This window comes from Pseudomonas tohonis (genome assembly GCF_012767755.2).
GTDB classification, from domain to species: domain Bacteria; phylum Pseudomonadota; class Gammaproteobacteria; order Pseudomonadales; family Pseudomonadaceae; genus Metapseudomonas; species Metapseudomonas tohonis.
Genome location: NZ_AP023189.1, coordinates 2190997 through 2207523 on the forward strand (window position 1 = coordinate 2190997; position 16527 = coordinate 2207523).

The following is a 16527-nucleotide window of genomic DNA, read 5'->3' on the forward strand; positions in this document are numbered from 1 at the left end:
CCGTAGACCTAAGGATCCCATGAGCAAGCCAGAGACTCCCGCCGCCGCGAACTTCCTCCGCCCGATCGTCCAGGGTGACCTGGATGCCGGCAAGCACGCCAAGATCGTCACCCGCTTCCCGCCGGAGCCCAATGGCTACCTGCACATCGGCCACGCCAAGTCGATCTGCCTGAACTTCGGCCTGGCCCAGGAATTCGGCGGCGACTGCCACCTGCGCTTCGACGACACCAACCCGGCCAAGGAAGACCAGGAGTACATCGACGCCATCGAGAGCGACGTCAAATGGCTGGGCTTCCAGTGGTCCGGCGAGGTGCGCTACGCCTCCAACTATTTCGACCAGCTGCACGCCTGGGCCATCGAGCTGATCAAGGCCGGCAAGGCCTTCGTCTGCGACCTCAACGCCGAGGAGATGCGCGAGTACCGCGGCAGCCTGCACGAGCCGGGCAGGAACAGCCCGTTCCGCGAGCGCTCCGTCGAAGAGAACCTGGACCTGTTCGCCCGCATGAAGGCCGGCGAGTTCCCGGACGGCGCCCGCTCCCTGCGCGCCAAGATCGACATGGCCTCGCCGAACATCAACCTGCGCGACCCGATCCTCTACCGCATCCGCCACGCCCATCACCACCAGACCGGCGACAAGTGGTGCATCTACCCCAGCTACGACTTCACCCACGGCCAGTCGGACGCCATCGAGGGCATCACCCACTCCATCTGCACCCTGGAGTTCGAGGACCATCGCCCGCTCTACGAATGGTTCCTGGCCAACCTGCCGGTGCCGGCGCAGCCCCGCCAGTACGAGTTCTCGCGCCTGAACCTGAACTACACCATCACCAGCAAGCGCAAGCTCAAGCAACTGGTGGACGAAGGGCACGTCAGCGGCTGGGACGACCCGCGCATGTCGACGCTTTCCGGCTACCGTCGTCGCGGTTACACCCCCGAATCGATCCGCAACTTCTGCGAGATGGTCGGCGTCAACCGTGCCAGCGGCGTGGTCGACATCGGCATGCTGGAGTTCAGCATCCGTGACCACCTGGACGCCACCGCATCCCGCGCCATGTGCGTGCTCAAGCCGCTCAAGGTGGTCATCACCAACTACCCGGAAGGCCAGGTCGAGAACCTCGAACTGCCGCGCCACCCGAAGGAAGACCTCGGTGTACGCGCGCTGCCCTTCGCCCGCGAGATCTACATTGACGCCAGTGACTTCGAGGAAGTCCCGCCGGCCGGCTTCAAGCGCCTGGTCCCGGGTGGTGAAGTACGCCTGCGCGGCAGCTACGTGATCCGCGCCGACGAAGCCATCAAGGACGCCGACGGCAAGGTCGTCGAGCTGCGCTGCTCCTATGACGAGAACACCCTTGGCAAGAACCCCGAAGGCCGCAAGGTCAAGGGCGTGATCCACTGGGTGCCGGCCGAGGCCAGCGTCGAGTGCGAAGTGCGCCTGTACGATCGCCTGTTCCGTTCGCCGAACCCGGAGAAGTCGGAGGAGGGCGGCAGCTTCCTCGACAACATCAACCCCGAGTCGCTGGTGGTGCTCACCGGCTGCCGCGCCGAGCCTTCCCTGGCCAATGCGCAGCCCGAGGAGCGTTTCCAGTTCGAGCGCGAAGGCTACTTCGTCGCCGACATCAAGGATTCGCAGCCCGGCAGGCCGGTGTTCAACCGCACCGTCACCCTGCGTGATTCCTGGGGGCAATGATGGCGCTGTCGATCTACAACACCCTCACCAAGGTCAAGGAAGCCTTCCATCCGCTGGAAGGCAACAGCGTGCGCATGTACGTGTGCGGCATGACCGTGTACGACTTCTGCCACATCGGCCACGCCCGCGTGATGGTCGCCTTCGACGTGGTCACCCGATGGCTGCGCGAGCGCGGCTATGACGTGACCTACGTGCGCAACATCACCGACATCGACGACAAGATCATCCGTCGCGCCCAGGAGAACGGCGAGCCGTTCGAGGCCCTGGTCGAGCGCATGATCGGCGCCATGCACGAGGACGAGGCGCGCCTCGCCGTGCTGCGCCCGGACATCGAGCCCCGCGCCACCGGCCATATCGCCGGCATGCACCAGATGATCCAGACCCTGATCGACAAGGGCTTCGCCTACGCCCCCGGCAACGGCGACGTCTACTACCGTGTCGGCAGGTTCGAGGGCTACGGCAAGCTGTCCCGTCGCCGCATCGACGAGCTGAAGATCGGCGCGCGCATCGAGGTCGACGAATCCAAGGAAGACCCGCTGGACTTCGTGCTGTGGAAGGGCGCCAAGCCCGGCGAGCCGAGCTGGGAATCCCCCTGGGGCCCCGGTCGCCCCGGCTGGCACATCGAGTGCTCGGTGATGTCCACCTGCTGCCTGGGCGAGACCTTCGACATCCACGGTGGCGGCCCGGACCTGGTGTTCCCCCACCACGAGAACGAGATCGCCCAGAGCGAGGCGGCCACCGGCAAGCTCTACGCCAAGGCCTGGATGCACGCCGGCGCGGTGCGCGTGGATGGCGAGAAGATGTCCAAGTCCCTGGGCAATTTCTTCACCATCCGCGAGGTGCTGGAGAAGTACCACCCCGAGGTGGTGCGCTACCTGCTGGTCTCCAGCCACTACCGCAGCCCGATCAACTATTCCGAAGACAACCTCAAGGAAGCCAAGGGCGCCCTGGAACGCTTCTACACCGCCTTGCGCGGCCTGCCCGAGGCGCCCGCCGCCGAGGGCGAAGCCTTCGTCGAGCGCTTCAATGCCTCCATGGATGACGACTTCAACACCCCCGAAGCCGTCGCCGTGCTGTTCGACATGGCCCGCGAGGTCAACCGCCTGCGTGACACCGACACGGCTGCCGCTGCGGCCCTGGCGGCCCGTCTCAAGGCGCTGGGCGGCCTGCTGGGCCTGCTCCAGCTGGACCCGGACGCCTTCCTCCAGGCCGGCGCCACCGGCAAGGTCGACGCCGCCGAGGTCGAAGCCCTGATCCAGGCGCGCCTGCAGGCGCGCGCCGAGAAGAACTGGGCCGAGTCCGACCGCATCCGCGACCAGATCACCGCCCTGGGCGTGGTGCTGGAAGACGGCAAGGGCGGCACCACCTGGCGCCTCGCCGAGTAGTCATGCGCGTCATGAACGAGGCCGCTTCCGAGCGGCCTTTTTCTTGGGTGCCGGAACCTTCATCGAAACTCCACGGCAACTCCATCTGCGGTCCACGCAGCCAGCACGGCGCGCGTGCATAAAGGCGTCCCGCCCCGAGCAAAAGGACGTCGCCGTGGACATCACCCTGATCAACCCGCCCCACACCGCCATCGGCAGCCGCATGCCCCGGGAGCACTTGCCGCCCCTGGGCCTGCTCGCCATCGGCGGGCCGCTGCTGGATGCGGGCTTCCACGTCTCGCTGCTGGACGCAGACCGCGAGGCGCTGAGCGTCACGCAGATCGTGGCGCGCATCCAGGCGACGGCGCCGGATGTGGTGATGCTCGGGCACTCCGGTTCCAGTTCGGCGCACCCCACGGTGGTGGACATCTGCCGCGCCCTCAAGGTCGTGCTGCCCGGGCTGGTCATCGTCTACGGCGGCGTGCACCCCAGCTACCACTGGGACGAGATCCTCCAGGAGGTGGCGGAAGTCGACTTCATCGTGCGCGGGGAGGGCGAGCAGACCGCCCTCTCGTTGGTGCAGGCGCTGGCGCAAGGGCGCTCGCCGCTGGACGTCCACGGCATCGCCCTGCGCTACCTGGGCGAACCCTACGCCACGCCCGCCGCCGCCATGTTGCGCAACCTCGACGACTACCGTGTGGGCTGGGAGCTGATCGACCACGCCGACTACGCCTACTGGGGCGGCAAGCGGGCAGTGGTGGTGCAGTTCTCCCGGGGGTGTCCCTACCTGTGCAGCTACTGCGGTCAGCGTGGGTTCTGGACCCGCTGGCGGCACCGCGACCCGGTGCGCCTGGCCCGGGAGCTGGCACACCTGCACCGGGAACAGGGCGTGGAGCTGATCAACTTCGCCGACGAATTGCCCACCGGCTCGCGCAAGATGTGGAAGGCCTTCCTCGAAGCCCTGATCGCCGAGGACGTACCGCTGCTGCTGGTGGGTTCCACCCGTGCCGGGGATATCGTCCGCGATGCCGATATCCTCCACCTCTACCGCAAGGCCGGGGTGATCCGCTTCCTGCTGGGCATCGAGAGCTACGACGAGGGCACCCTGGAGGCGATTCGCAAGGGCGGTACGACTCGCGAGGACCAGGAGGCCATCCGCCTGTTGCGCCTGCACGGCATCGTCTCCATGGCCACCTACGTGATCGGCTTCCAGGAAGAAACCGATGCCGACTACTGGCGCTCCCTGCGCCACCTGCTGCGCTACGACCCGGACCAGATCCAGCTGCTCTACGTCACCCCACACCGCTGGACGCCCTTCTACGGAACGGCTGAACAGCGCCGGGTGATCCAGACCGACACCCGCCGCTGGGACTACAAGCACCAGGTGCTGGCGGTGCAGCGCGTGCCGGCCTGGCGGGTGTTCCTCTGGTTCAAGGCCATCGAACTCTGCATGCAGGCCCGCCCCCGGGCGCTTGCCCGGCTGTTGTTCCATCCCGATGCCGACTTCCGTCATGCCATGCGCTGGTACACCCGCATCGGCCGGCGGGTTTGGTTCCACGAGGTGGCGGAGTTCCTCCTCGCCACCCGGCTGTTGAAGAGGGGACCGACGCTCCGGGAATTCCTCGGCGCCTCCCTGGCGGGGCGCGAGTACCTGCTGGACAAGCGCAAGGGCATGCCGGCCGTGGAGGTGATCGCGCGGGGCTGAGGTTAATCGCCACCGCGATACAGGCCCTGTTCCCGCAGGCGCTTGTACAGGGTGTTGCGGCTGAGGTTGAGGCGCCGGGCGAGGTCGGAGATGTTGCCGCCGCAGGCCTGTAGCTGGGCGGCGAGGCTTTCGTCCGTTGTTTGCGCTGGCGTAGCGCCGGGGGTGGGTGGTGGGGCGTCTGGCAGATCGGCGAAGAAGTCATCCGGCAGGTGCTCGCGGCGGATGGGGTGTTCCTCGGCCATGGCCAGGGCGATCTGGATCACGCTGCCGGCCTGGCGCAGGTTGCCGGGCCAGGGGTGGGCCATGAACAGTTCCAGCACGTCGCTGCTGAAGCCGGCCCACTGGCGCGGCTCGCGGTGCTGTTCCCAGAGGCGGCGGAACAGTTCGCCACGGTCGCTGCGTTCGCGCAGGGGCGGCAGTTCGAGGTTGAGTCCGCTGACGCGGTAGTAGAGGTCCCGGCGGAACAGCCCGGCGTCCACGTCCTGGCGCAGCGGGCGGTTGGTGGCCGATACCAGGCGGATGTCCACCGGGTAGGGCTCGCCGCCACCGAGCGGCTGCACGCTGCGTTCCTGCAGCACCCGCAGCAGGCGGGCCTGGACGTTGAGGGGCATGTCGCCGATCTCGTCGAGGAACAGGGTGCCCTGGTGCGCCTTGCGGATCAGGCCGACGCTGCCCTTCTGGCTGGCCCCGGTGAAGGCCCCCTTTTCGTAACCGAACAGCTCCGACTCCACCAGTTCGGCCGGGATGGCCGCGCAGTTCACCGCCACCAGTGGCTTGCCGGCGCGGGAGCTGGCCTGGTGCAGGGCCTTGACGAACACCTCCTTGCCGACGCCCGTTTCGCCCTGGATGAGGATGGGAATGTCCTTTTCCAGCAGCCGCCGTGCCTGTTGCACCACGCGGTCGACGCGGGCGTCGCCGAGGCTGAGGGTGCCGAGGGTCAGTTCGCCACGTGGCGCTTCGCTCGGCGCGGCCGGAGCGGGGCGGAAGTCGCGGGGTTCGATGCGCGGCTTGCGCGGACGCAGCAGGCGGCCATGGAAGCGGTAGCGGCCGGCAGCGCGCAGCGGGAAGGGCAGGTTGTCCGGTTGCGCCAGCAACTGCGGCAGGCTGAGGTCGAAGAGGCTTTCGATGTTCATCCACGACAGGCCGATGCCCAGCAGCGAGTCGGCGCGGCGGTTGGCCGAGACCACCTGGCCGGCCTCGTCGAACACCAGCAGCCCGGCCCACTGGCTGTCGAGGTTGTCCAGGCTGGTGTTGAAGCTGAGCTGGAAGTAGTCGTCCTTGAAGCGCCCCAGGATCAGCCGGTTCTCCACCGACTGGCTCATCATCTTGACCATGCCCAGGGTGTGCGAGGGCGGCAGGTAGCTGTCGCTGGAGACGTCGAGCACGCCGATCATCTGCCGCGTGGCGTCGAAGATCGGCGAGGCGGAACCGGTCATGAAGCGGTTGGCCTTGAGGAAGTGCTCGTCGCGCTGGATGTGCACGGCCTGGCCGCAGGCCAGCGCGGTGCCGATGGCGTTGGTGCCGGTGGTGCGTTCCTGCCAGAGGGCGCCGGCGACGAAACCGGCGGCCTGGGACGGCTCGACGAAGCGGCGGTCGCCCCAGGATTGCAACAACTGGCCCCGGCTGTCGGCGAGCATGATCAGGCAGTTGGAGTTGGCGAGGATGTTCTCGTAGTAGGGCAGGACCTCCTGGTGGGTGGTCTGCACCAGGAAGTGCTGGCTTTCCAGCAACGCCGAGACGTCGCCCGCAGCGGCTTCGCCGAAGCTCGGCCGGCTCTGGTGGGTAAGGCCGAAGTCGCGGCAGCGGTTCCACGAGTCGCGGACGATCGCATCGTGGTTCGGCGCCGGGGTGGGCGCCTGGGCAGGAGTGGCCATGTGAGCCTCGCAGCGTTCTTGTTGTTATGGGTCATTCGCTCTGCGGCGATCCGAGCAGTGTTGTTCATGACTGTTCAAAGTCAACGCCCGAGATGTTCAGTTGTTCACATTCGAATGTTCAATTCTGTTCAAGTGAACATTCCTTCGAGGCGCTTTTTCCTCTTCAAGTTCATATGAATCAACGGGTTGAAGTGGATTTTCGTGTCCTGGCACGGAAGTCGCCTTGTGATGGCGCGGCCCAGAGCCGCCAATGGCCGAGAACAACCACAAGGACACGCCATGTCGTTAACGCTGGAGCATGTCTCCCGCGTCGTCGACCACCAGGTCTACATCGACGACGCCTGCCTGAGCTTCGAGCCGGGCTCCTTCAACGTGCTGGTCGGCCGCACCCTGGCCGGCAAGACGTCGCTGATGCGCCTGATGGCCGGGCTGGACAAGCCCAGCAGCGGGCGCATCCTGCTCAACGGCGTCGACGTGACCGGTGTGCCGGTGCGCCGCCGCAACGTGTCGATGGTCTACCAGCAGTTCATCAACTACCCCAACCTCACGGTGTTCGAGAACATCGCCTCGCCGTTGCGGCAGAACGGCGTGGGCCGCGAGGAGATCGAGCGCAAGGTGCGCGAGACGGCGCAGATGCTGCGCATCGAGAAGTTCCTGCAGCGCCATCCGCTGGAGCTTTCCGGCGGCCAGCAGCAGCGCACGGCCATGGCCCGGGCGCTGGTCAAGGATGCCGACCTGGTGCTGTTCGACGAGCCCCTGGTGAACCTCGACTACAAGCTGCGCGAGGAGCTGCGCCAGGAGATGCGCGAGCTGTTCCGTACCCGCCGCAGCATTGCCGTGTACGCCACCACCGAGCCCAACGAGGCGCTTGCCCTGGGCGGCACCGCGACCATTCTCCACGAGGGTCGGGTGATCCAGAGCGGGCCGACCACCGAGGTCTACCAGCGGCCGCAGCAGGTGCTGGCCGCCGAGCTGTTCTCCGAGCCGCCGATCAACCTGGTGGACGGGCGCATCAGCGAGGGCGAGGTGAGCTTCCGCGACTTCGTGCACTTCCCCCTGACCACCGAGCTGCGCGAGCTGGGCGAGGGCGCCTACCGCTTCGGCGTGCGCCCCGGCCACATCGGCCTGGTGCCGTCCAACGACGACGACCTGGAGCTGGCGGTGAAGGTGGAGCTGGCCGAGATCAGCGGCTCCGAGACCTTCCTCCATGTGCGCAGCGAGCATTTCGCCCTGGTCCTGCACCTGCAGGGCGTGCACGAGTACGACGTGGATGCGCCGATCCGCATCTACATCCCCACCCACAAACTCTTCGTCTTCGACGCCCAGGACCGCCTGGTCCTGGCGCCGAGCCGTCGTACCTGAGGAGCCGCCCATGGCCGAGATACGCCTGCAGAGCCTCGCCCACAGTTACGCCAGCCAGCCGAAGGGGCCGGAGGACTACGCCATCCTGGCGATGGACCACGTCTGGGAGCAGGGCGGCGCCTATGCGCTGCTGGGGCCTTCGGGCTGCGGCAAGTCGACCCTGCTGAACATCATCTCCGGGCTGCTCAGCCCCTCCGAAGGGCAGGTGCTGTTCGACACCCGCGAGGTCAACCTGCTGCCGCCGGAGGCGCGCAACATCGCGCAGGTTTTCCAGTTTCCGGTGGTCTACGACACCATGACGGTGTTCGACAACCTGGCCTTCCCCCTGCGCAACCAGGGCCTGCCCGAGTCGCGGGTGCTGAGCAAGGTCAGCGAGATCGCCGAGGTGCTCGACCTGCACCACCTGCTCAAGCGCAAGGCGCGCAACCTGACGGCGGACGAGAAGCAGAAGGTCTCGATGGGGCGGGGGCTGGTGCGCGACGACGTGTCGGCGATCCTCTTCGACGAGCCGCTGACGGTGATCGACCCGCACCTGAAGTGGAAGCTGCGGCGCAAGCTCAAGCAGATCCACGAGCAGTTCAACATCACCATGATCTACGTGACCCACGATCAGCTGGAGGCCTCGACCTTCGCCGACAAGATCGCGGTCATGTACGAGGGGCGCATCGTCCAGTTCGGCACCCCGCGCGAGCTGTTCGAGCGGCCGCTGCACACCTTCGTCGGCTTCTTCATCGGCAGCCCGGGGATGAACCTGATCGAGGTGCGCCCGGAGGGTGAGGCGCTGGTCTTCGGCGCCACCCGCGTGCCCCTGGCCCCGGCCATGGCGGCGCACCTGGCCAAGGGGGGCTGGAGCAGCCTGAAGCTGGGCATCCGCCCGGAGTTCGTGCACGTCAGCGACGAGCCCTTCGTCGATGCCCTGGCCGGCGAGGTGACGCACGTGGAGGACCTGGGCACCTACAAGATCCTCACCCTGAACCTGGATGGGCAGCGGCTCAAGGCGCGCATGCAGGAGGACCAGGCCGTGCCGCGTGGCACGGCGTGGATCGGCTTCCCCTCGCAGTGGCTGATGCTCTACGCCGATGACTTGCTGGTGGAGGTGGCGCCATGACCGACAAGGTGATCAACAACAAGGCCTGGTGGCTGGTGCTGCCGGTGTTCCTGCTGGTGGCCTTCAGCGCCATCCTGCCGATGATGACGGTGGTGAACTATTCGGTGCAGGACATCTTCGATGCTTCCACCCGCACTTTCGTCGGCACCGAGTGGTACAAACAGGTGCTGCAGGACCCGCGCCTGCACGACTCGCTGCTGCGCCAGTTCATCTTCTCCGCCTGCGTGCTGCTGATCGAGATCCCGCTGGGCATCGGCATCGCCCTGTGCATGCCGACCCGGGGGCGCTGGGCCTCGGCCAGCCTGATCGTGATGGCCATCCCGCTGCTGATCCCGTGGAACGTGATCGGCACCATCTGGCAGATATTCGGCCGCGCCGACATCGGCCTGCTGGGCTGGACCCTGAGCAAGCTGGGCATCAGCTACAACTACGCCTCCAACACCATGGACGCCTGGGTGACGGTGCTGGTGATGGACGTGTGGCACTGGACCTCGCTGGTGGCGCTGCTGTGCTATTCGGGCCTGCGCGCGATCCCCAACGCCTACTACCAGGCGGCGCGCATCGACCGCGCCTCGGGCTGGGCGGTGTTCCGCCACATCCAGCTGCCGAAGATGAAGAGCGTGCTGCTGATCGCCGTGATGCTGCGCTTCATGGACAGCTTCATGATCTACACCGAGCCCTTCGTGCTCACCGGCGGCGGGCCGGGCAACGCCACCACCTTCCTCAGCCAGACGCTGACCAAGATGGCGGTGGGGCAGTTCGACCTGGGGCCGGCGGCGGCGTTCTCGCTGGTGTATTTCCTCATCATCCTGCTGGTGTCCTGGCTGTTCTACACGGCCATGACCCACGACGACTCGAAGAGCTGAGGCCGCCCATGACGCCACGCAAAGCCCTGGTGCTGCTCGCCTACATCCTGTTCCTGCTGGTGCCGATCTACTGGCTGCTGAACATGTCGTTCAAGAGCAATACCGAGATACTCGGCGGCCTGACGCTCTGGCCCCACGAGTTCACCCTGCGCAACTACCAGGTGATCTTCACCGACCCGAGCTGGTACGAGGGCTACCTCAACTCGCTCTACTACGTGTGCCTGAACACGGTGATCTCCCTGGCGGTGGCGCTGCCGGCGGCCTACGCCTTCTCGCGCTACCGCTTCCTGGGGGACAAGCACCTGTTCTTCTGGCTGCTGACCAACCGCATGGCGCCGCCGGCGGTGTTCCTGCTGCCGTTCTTCCAGCTGTATTCGTCCATCGGCCTGTTCGACACCCACATCGCCGTGGCCCTGGCCCACTGCCTGTTCAACGTGCCGCTGGCGGTGTGGATCCTCGAGGGCTTCATGTCGGGGGTGCCGAAGGAGATCGACGAGACGGCCTACATCGACGGCTACAGCTTCCCGCGCTTCTTCGCCAAGATCTTCATCCCGCTGATCGGCTCGGGCATCGGCGTGACGGCGTTCTTCTGCTTCATGTTCTCCTGGGTCGAGCTGCTGCTGGCGCGCACCCTGACGTCGGTGAACGCCAAGCCGATCGTGGCGGTGATGACCCGCACCGTGTCCGCCTCGGGGATCGACTGGGGTGTGCTGGCGGCGGCGGGGGTGCTGACCATCCTGCCGGGCGTGCTGGTGATCTGGTTCGTGCGCAACCACGTGGCCAAGGGCTTCGCCCTCGGCCGGGTATGAGGTGATTTATGGAATGGATGGCCTGGACCCTGCCCACCGCGACCTTCTTCGGCAGCATCGCGCTGGTGCTGTTGCTGATGGGTATCTGGGAGCTGCGTTCGCCCTGCGTCGAGCGCAAGGGCTTCCTGCCGATCGTCACGACCCGTGGCGACCGGCTGTTCATCGGGCTGCTCGGGAGCGCCTACCTGCACCTGTTGGTGATAGGCGCGACCAGCTGGAACCTGTGGGTAGCGTCTGCGCTATCCGTCGTGTGGTTGTTGGTCGTGATGCGCTTCGGCTAGTTGCGACCGTTCTGAATCCCAAAGGAGGTGTCTATGTTCGAAAACAATTACAAGACCCGACATAGCATGGCGATGGCGGCCCTGCTGGCGTTGTCCGGACTGAGTGGCGCGGCCTGGGCCGATGCCTACGAGGATGCGGCGAAGAAGTGGATCGACTCGGAGTTCCAGCCCTCGACCCTGAGCAAGGAACAGCAGCTGGCGGAGCTGAAGTGGTTCATCAAGGCCGCCGAGCCGTTCCGCGGCATGGAGATCAACGTCGCCTCGGAGACCATCGCCACCCATGAGTACGAGTCCAAGGTGCTGGCCAAGGCCTTCAGCGAGATCACCGGCATCAAGCTCAAGCACGACCTGATGCAGGAAGGCGACGTGGTGGAGAAGCTGCAGACGCAGATGCAGTCGGGCAAGAACATCTATGACGGCTGGGTCAACGACTCGGACCTGATCGGCACCCACTTCCGCTACGGCAAGGCGGTCTCGATCACCGACATGATGGCCAACGAAGGCAAGGACGTGACCTCGCCGACCCTGGACCTCAACGACTTCATCGGCATCTCCTTCACCACCGGGCCGGACAAGAAGATCTACCAGCTGCCCGACCAGCAGTTCGCCAACCTCTACTGGTTCCGCGCCGACTGGTTCGAGAAGCCGGAACTGAAGGCCAAGTTCAAGGAAATCTACGGCTACGAGCTGGGCGTGCCGGTGAACTGGTCCGCCTACGAGGACATCGCCGAGTTCTTCAGCAAGCACGTGAAGGAGATCGACGGCAAGCGTGTCTACGGCCACATGGACTACGGCAAGAAGGACCCGTCCCTCGGCTGGCGCTTCACCGATGCCTGGTTCTCCATGGCCGGCGGTGGCGACAAGGGCCTGCCCAACGGCCTGCCGGTGGACGAGTGGGGCATCCGCGTCGAGGGCTGCCGCCCGGTGGGTTCCAGCGTCACCCGGGGCGGCGATACCAACGGCCCGGCGGCGGTCTACGCGACCCAGAAGTACGTCGACTGGCTGCACCAGTACGCGCCGCCGGAAGCCCAGGGCATGACCTTCTCCGAGGCCGGCCCGGTGCCTGCGCAGGGCAACATCGCCCAGCAGATCTTCTGGTACACCGCCTTCACCGCCGACATGACCAAGCCCGGCCTGCCGGTGGTCAACGCCGACGGCACGCCGAAGTGGCGCATGGCGCCGTCGCCTAAGGGCCCGTACTGGGAGGAGGGCATGAAGCTGGGCTACCAGGACACCGGTTCCTGGACCTTCCTCAAGTCCACTCCCGAGAAGCAGCGCCTGGCGGCCTGGCTCTATGCGCAGTTCGTCACCGCCAAGACCGTTTCGCTGAAGAAGACCCTGGTGGGGCTGACGCCGATCCGCGAATCGGACATCAACTCCCAGGCGATGACCGACGCGGCACCGAAGCTCGGCGGGCTGGTGGAGTTCTACCGCAGCCCGGCGCGCCTGCAGTGGTCGCCCACCGGCACCAACGTCCCGGACTACCCGCGCCTGGCGCAGCTGTGGTGGCAGTTCATCGCCGAGGCTGCCAGCGGCGACAAGACCCCGCAGGAAGCCCTGGATGGCCTGGCAGCCGCACAGGACACCATGATGGCGCGCATCGAGCGCTCCGGGGTGCAGGGCGAGTGCGGGCCGAAGCTCAACGAGGAGCGTGATGCCCAGTACTGGTTCGACCAGCCCGGCGCGCCGAAGCCGAAGCTGGCCAACGAGAAGCCGAAGGGCGAGACCGTGAGCTACGACGAGCTGGTCAAATCCTGGCAGAAGAAATAAGGCTGGAAGGCAGGCCCCGGATGCCCGGGGCCTCTTCGCTGAAACGAAAAACGGCACCCTCGGGTGCCGTTTTTCATGGTGCTGCCGCTGCTCAGTCGTGCAGGGTTTCCGCCGCGTGGAGGGTGTTCTCCAGCAGGCAGGCGCGAGTCATGGGGCCGACGCCGCCCGGGACCGGGGTGATCCAGCTGGCGCGTTGCAGGGCCGGCTCGTATTCCACATCGCCCACCAGCTTGCCGTCTTCCTGGCGGTTGATGCCGACGTCGATGACGATGGCACCTTCCTTGATCCACTCGCCCTTGACCAAGCCCGGCTTGCCGGCGGCGACCACCACCAGGTCGGCGCGGCCCACGTGGCCGGCCAGGTCCTTGGTGAAGCGGTGGGTGACGGTGACGGTGCAGCCGGCCAGCAGCAGCTCGAGGGCCATGGGGCGGCCGACGATGTTGGAGGCGCCGACGACGACCGCGTCCATGCCGTAGAGATCGGCCCCGGTGCTTTCCAGCAGGGTCATGATCCCCTTCGGCGTGCAGGGGCGCAGCAGCGGCATGCGCTGGGCCAGGCGGCCGATGTTGTAGGGGTGGAAGCCGTCCACGTCCTTGTCCGGGCTGATGCGTTCGAGCAGCAGGGACGCGTCCAGGTGCGCCGGCAGCGGCAGTTGCACGAGGATGCCGTCGATGGTCGGGTCGACGTTGAGGCGGTCGATCAGCGCCAGCAGGTCTTCCTGGCTGGTGCTGGCCGGGAGGTCGTGGGCCTCGGAGATGAAGCCGACTTCCTCGCAGTCCTTGCGCTTGTGCGCGACATAGACCTGAGAGGCCGGATCGCTGCCAACCAGGATGACGGCCAGGCCGGGAATGCGCAGGCCTTGCTGGCGGCGCTCGTCGACGCGCTGTGCTATCTGTTGGCGGAGGCGGGCGGCGATCGTTTTGCCGTCGATCAGTTGTGCGGTCATGTCGCGTGATTAACCATCGGAAGGGGCTAAAAAGGGCGCATATTCTCGCATGGCGTGGCTTTTGGGCAAAGGCGGCTGGTCAGCATTTTCCCGTAACCCCTTTATCTTTCTAAATTTTTTTAAATTTCCTGTTGACGAGGTAGGGGGCCCTCTATAACATGCGCCCCGCTTGTCGAGCACAGCAACTAGCTGGGTAAGACGGCAAACGTAGAAGTCTACAGGCTTCTGCTGAAGCCGAAGCTTTTAGTAATCTGTTCCGCAGATGAATAAGCGCCCGTAGCTCAGCTGGATAGAGCATCCGCCTTCTAAGCGGATGGTCGCAGGTTCGAGTCCTGCCGGGCGTGCCAATTTGGCAAGTTTGGCTCAAGCAAGACGTAATATGGTGGGCGTAGCTCAGTTGGTAGAGCACAGGATTGTGGCTCCTGGTGTCGTGGGTTCGATTCCCATCGTCCACCCCATATTCGAGAAAGCGCCAGGCCTAGTGCCTGGCGTTTTCGTTTCAAGCGTTGCAAGCGGACGTGGTGAAATTGGTAGACACACCAGATTTAGGTTCTGGCGCCGCAAGGTGTGAGAGTTCGAGTCTCTCCGTCCGCACCATGTAAGCAGTCGTAGTCCGGGCTGCGCGAGGCGAGCCTCCAGAGATCCCGGATACGCAATCAGAGAAAGGCAGCTCCCTCGGGGCTGCCTTTTTTCGTTTTCGGGCACGGCTCGTGCGCCAACCGGCCGCAGTGCCGTTCCCTGGGGGCTGTGCTCTACTCGAATCTCGCCGCCCGCCCGGCCGCAAGGCATCGGGCAGGGATGCTGGTCGGGTGGGGCGGTCTGTTCATTCCGCGTTCTCATGGAGCCGTTCCTGGGTGCATCCGCCTGGGCTGTTTTCTCGTGTGCGTAATTTGCAGGCTGGCTGGTCAGGGGTTGGCGTCACTGCGCACGAAGCGGTAGCCCAGGGCTTCGAAGCCGTCCGGGCGCAGGGTGAGGGTGTCGCCGAGGCTGCGGCCGCTCCCGGCGAGGATGGCGTGGGCATTGTCCTGTGGCTGCAGGATGTAGTCGCCGATGGGGTCGCCGTCGGAGCGGCCGCTGGCCAGGAGCAGGCCGTCTTCCAGGCGCAGCCTGAGGCTCAGGGCGCTGTCCTCGCTCGCGTCACCGGCAATGCGATAGTCGCCGGCCAGCTCTGCCCATTCGGGAGGGATGGGGTTGGCGTCTACGCGTTCACCGATGAAGAGCGTCTGCCCGTGTCGACGGCCGACCAGCACCTGGCGCCCTTGCAGTTCCACCACATCCAGCTGCAGTTGGCCCAGCTCGCCCAGGTCCAGTGGCCAGAGGCCGAGGCGTTTCTTGCGGGCCCTCAGCCAGCCGGCTGCGTCCCATAGCAGTTCGACGCGAAGGCCGGGGAGCTCCGCGTACAGGCGTTCGCCCCTGGGGTGGATATGGATCAGGCCGGCGCCTGTGGCGTAGCGTCCGCTCAGGCGTCGGCGATCCTGTGGGCTCGGGCGTTGCAGGACGGCAACGCCGGAAGGCTTCGTCGGGGTGCTTTCGGGGTGGGCTGCCTTGCCATCGCGCGCCTGCAGCATCAGTCGCATCGACAGGCTGGCGAGCTGCGTGGTGACGGCTGCTGCGCTGTCCGAGTTGGCAAGGACGACGACGCCGAGGCGCTGTTCCGGCAGCAGGATCATCTGGGCATTGAAGTCGCCGGTCGAGCCGCTGTGTTCGACGATGCGCAAGCCATGGATGGCCAATTCGCCGCCGCAATCACCGAGGAACCAGCCGAGGCCTACCGAGCAGTCCAGGTCCAGTGCGTTGCCGGCGTTCTGCGGATGCAGCATCTCGCGGATCGAGGCTGGCTGTAGTACTTGTCGGCCTTGGTAGCGGCCATCGGCGAAGATCATCTGCATGAAGTGGCTGAGGTCGACCGGGCTGGCCCAGAGGCTGCCGGCGGAGAGGTCCCTTATGTTGAGGTCCGCCGAGGGCTTGCCTCCTTTATAGCCGCGTGCGCGATAGGGCTGCTGGTCGCTGTTGCCGAGGAAGCCCGCGTGGCGCATGCCCAGCGGTTGCAACAGCGCTGCCTGGGCGCACTGCTCGAAGTCGCAGCCACTGGCGCGTTCGATCGCGGCGCCGGCCAGGGCGTAGCCAGACCGTCTGCGTACCGGGCATATGGCTCAGCCAGGTGCCGCTGGCGAGGGCGGGCAGTTCGCCGAGGGGTAGCGGGTACTCGGCGACCTGGCCTTCGAGGCGGTCGGTCGGCAGGCCCGACTGGTGGCTGAGCAGGCGGCGCAGGGTGATGGCGCGGTCGGCCGCCGCCTGGTCTGTATGGAAGCGCGAGCGCACGTAGAACTCGCGCAGGCTGGATTGCAATGGGGCGTCCAGGTCCAGGGCTCCCCGTTCGCGCAGTTGCATGGCGAGGCTGGCGGTGATCGGCTTTGACAGCGAGCCGACGCGGAAGGCGGTGTACTCGTCGGCGGAGAGGCGTCGCTCGCGGTCCGCGTAACCGAAGCCCCGGGCCCAGATCACCCGCTGGTCGTCCACCAGCGCCAGGGCCAGGCCGGGTATTTCGTGGGCCTGCATCTGCTGGCGGATGTGCTCCTGCAGGAAGACGATCAGTTCGCTGTAGTCGCCCTGGCGGATATCCGGCGTCGGTGTGCTCGGCAGGCCCTGGCAGCCGGCGCTGCCCAGCAGGCAGCCGAGCAATGGCAGGCGCAACGCGTGGAACATGGGGTTCTCCCTGGGTGATCAGGGAGCCGATGCTAGGGGCGGTGGGGCG

Annotated in this window: 11 protein-coding genes, 3 tRNA genes and 1 pseudogene; 12 read left to right on the plus strand and 3 right to left on the minus strand. The window is 66.2% G+C overall.

Annotation, left to right across the window (positions count from 1 at the left end; translation table 11 throughout):
- Nucleotides 1–19 precede the first annotated feature (19 nt).
- The 3 genes from HSX14_RS10110 to bchE all read left to right on the plus strand — a co-directional run bounded on the left by HSX14_RS10110 (nucleotide 20) and on the right by bchE (nucleotide 4756).
- Entirely contained in the window at nucleotides 20–1687 is a 1668-nt protein-coding gene (locus HSX14_RS10110) for a glutamine--tRNA ligase/YqeY domain fusion protein (RefSeq protein ID WP_173178823.1), read from the plus strand.
- The gene (gene cysS, locus HSX14_RS10115; protein ID WP_173178822.1) at nucleotides 1687–3072 is read left to right on the plus strand and encodes a cysteine--tRNA ligase; all 1386 of its coding nucleotides are present in this window, start codon (nucleotides 1687–1689) and stop codon (nucleotides 3070–3072) included. The genes HSX14_RS10110 and cysS overlap by 1 nt, the downstream gene beginning before the upstream one ends.
- Nucleotides 3073–3226: 154 nt before the next feature.
- Complete coding sequence (gene bchE / locus HSX14_RS10120) at nucleotides 3227–4756, plus strand: magnesium-protoporphyrin IX monomethyl ester anaerobic oxidative cyclase (RefSeq protein WP_173178821.1); 1530 nt, start codon at nucleotides 3227–3229, stop codon at nucleotides 4754–4756.
- A gap of 2 nt (nucleotides 4757–4758) precedes the next feature.
- Here bchE and HSX14_RS10125 read toward each other — a convergent pair whose 3' ends face one another.
- Nucleotides 4759–6630 (minus strand): sigma-54-dependent Fis family transcriptional regulator, encoded by a 1872-nt coding sequence (locus HSX14_RS10125; protein WP_173178820.1) that lies wholly within the window; start codon nucleotides 6628–6630, stop codon nucleotides 4759–4761.
- Between the two features lie 279 nt (nucleotides 6631–6909).
- On the opposite strand from HSX14_RS10125, the gene HSX14_RS10130 reads away from it, so the two are divergent.
- The 6 genes from HSX14_RS10130 to HSX14_RS10155 are packed head-to-tail and all read left to right on the plus strand — an operon-like array spanning nucleotide 6910 to nucleotide 12826.
- Nucleotides 6910–7992, plus strand: a complete 1083-nt coding sequence (locus HSX14_RS10130; RefSeq protein WP_111261313.1) for an ABC transporter ATP-binding protein — start codon at nucleotides 6910–6912, stop codon at nucleotides 7990–7992.
- A 10-nt stretch (nucleotides 7993–8002) separates the two neighbouring features.
- Nucleotides 8003–9100 (plus strand): ABC transporter ATP-binding protein, encoded by a 1098-nt coding sequence (locus HSX14_RS10135; RefSeq protein WP_173178819.1) that lies wholly within the window; start codon nucleotides 8003–8005, stop codon nucleotides 9098–9100.
- Nucleotides 9097–9966 carry a carbohydrate ABC transporter permease gene (locus tag HSX14_RS10140; protein WP_111261315.1) on the plus strand — a complete coding sequence of 290 codons (870 nt, stop codon included), beginning with the start codon at nucleotides 9097–9099 and terminating at the stop codon, nucleotides 9964–9966. The genes HSX14_RS10135 and HSX14_RS10140 overlap by 4 nt, the downstream gene beginning before the upstream one ends.
- A gap of 8 nt (nucleotides 9967–9974) precedes the next feature.
- Nucleotides 9975–10775, plus strand: a complete 801-nt coding sequence (locus HSX14_RS10145; protein ID WP_173178818.1) for a carbohydrate ABC transporter permease — start codon at nucleotides 9975–9977, stop codon at nucleotides 10773–10775.
- Between the two features lie 8 nt (nucleotides 10776–10783).
- Complete coding sequence (locus tag HSX14_RS10150) at nucleotides 10784–11056, plus strand: DUF2160 domain-containing protein (protein ID WP_111261317.1); 273 nt, start codon at nucleotides 10784–10786, stop codon at nucleotides 11054–11056.
- A 33-nt stretch (nucleotides 11057–11089) separates the two neighbouring features.
- A complete protein-coding gene (locus HSX14_RS10155) occupies nucleotides 11090–12826 on the plus strand; it encodes an ABC transporter substrate-binding protein (RefSeq protein WP_173178817.1) in 1737 nt (578 codons plus the stop codon).
- Nucleotides 12827–12917: 91 nt separating this feature from the next.
- Here the strand turns inward: HSX14_RS10155 and folD are convergent, their stop codons facing one another.
- A complete protein-coding gene (folD, locus tag HSX14_RS10160; protein WP_111261319.1) occupies nucleotides 12918–13772 on the minus strand; it encodes a bifunctional methylenetetrahydrofolate dehydrogenase/methenyltetrahydrofolate cyclohydrolase FolD in 855 nt (284 codons plus the stop codon).
- A 270-nt stretch (nucleotides 13773–14042) separates the two neighbouring features.
- On the opposite strand from folD, the gene HSX14_RS10165 reads away from it, so the two are divergent.
- The 3 genes from HSX14_RS10165 (at nucleotide 14043) to HSX14_RS10175 (ending at nucleotide 14369) form a co-directional block, all read left to right on the plus strand.
- Nucleotides 14043–14119: transfer RNA gene (locus HSX14_RS10165), tRNA-Arg, on the plus strand.
- Nucleotides 14120–14154: 35 nt separating this feature from the next.
- A tRNA-His gene (locus HSX14_RS10170) sits at nucleotides 14155–14230 on the plus strand.
- Nucleotides 14231–14284: 54 nt separating this feature from the next.
- Nucleotides 14285–14369 (plus strand) — tRNA-Leu (locus HSX14_RS10175).
- A 308-nt stretch (nucleotides 14370–14677) separates the two neighbouring features.
- Here HSX14_RS10175 and HSX14_RS10180 read toward each other — a convergent pair.
- A pseudogene (locus tag HSX14_RS10180) lies at nucleotides 14678–16478 on the minus strand (serine hydrolase domain-containing protein).
- Between the last annotated feature and the right edge of the window lie 49 nt (nucleotides 16479–16527).

Bases quoted from the DNA above. Each gene is read 5' to 3' on its own strand.
- HSX14_RS10110 (WP_173178823.1), top strand. From the start codon at position 20: ATGAGCAAGCCAGAGACTCCCGCCGCCGCGAACTTCCTCCGCCCGATC.
- cysS (WP_173178822.1), top strand. From the start codon at position 1,687: ATGGCGCTGTCGATCTACAACACCCTCACCAAGGTCAAGGAAGCCTTC.
- HSX14_RS10125 (WP_173178820.1), bottom strand. From the start codon at position 6,630: ATGGCCACTCCTGCCCAGGCGCCCACCCCGGCGCCGAACCACGATGCG.
- HSX14_RS10130 (WP_111261313.1), top strand. From the start codon at position 6,910: ATGTCGTTAACGCTGGAGCATGTCTCCCGCGTCGTCGACCACCAGGTC.
- HSX14_RS10135 (WP_173178819.1), top strand. From the start codon at position 8,003: ATGGCCGAGATACGCCTGCAGAGCCTCGCCCACAGTTACGCCAGCCAG.
- HSX14_RS10140 (WP_111261315.1), top strand. From the start codon at position 9,097: ATGACCGACAAGGTGATCAACAACAAGGCCTGGTGGCTGGTGCTGCCG.
- HSX14_RS10145 (WP_173178818.1), top strand. From the start codon at position 9,975: ATGACGCCACGCAAAGCCCTGGTGCTGCTCGCCTACATCCTGTTCCTG.
- HSX14_RS10150 (WP_111261317.1), top strand. From the start codon at position 10,784: ATGGAATGGATGGCCTGGACCCTGCCCACCGCGACCTTCTTCGGCAGC.
- HSX14_RS10155 (WP_173178817.1), top strand. From the start codon at position 11,090: ATGTTCGAAAACAATTACAAGACCCGACATAGCATGGCGATGGCGGCC.
- folD (WP_111261319.1), bottom strand. From the start codon at position 13,772: ATGACCGCACAACTGATCGACGGCAAAACGATCGCCGCCCGCCTCCGC.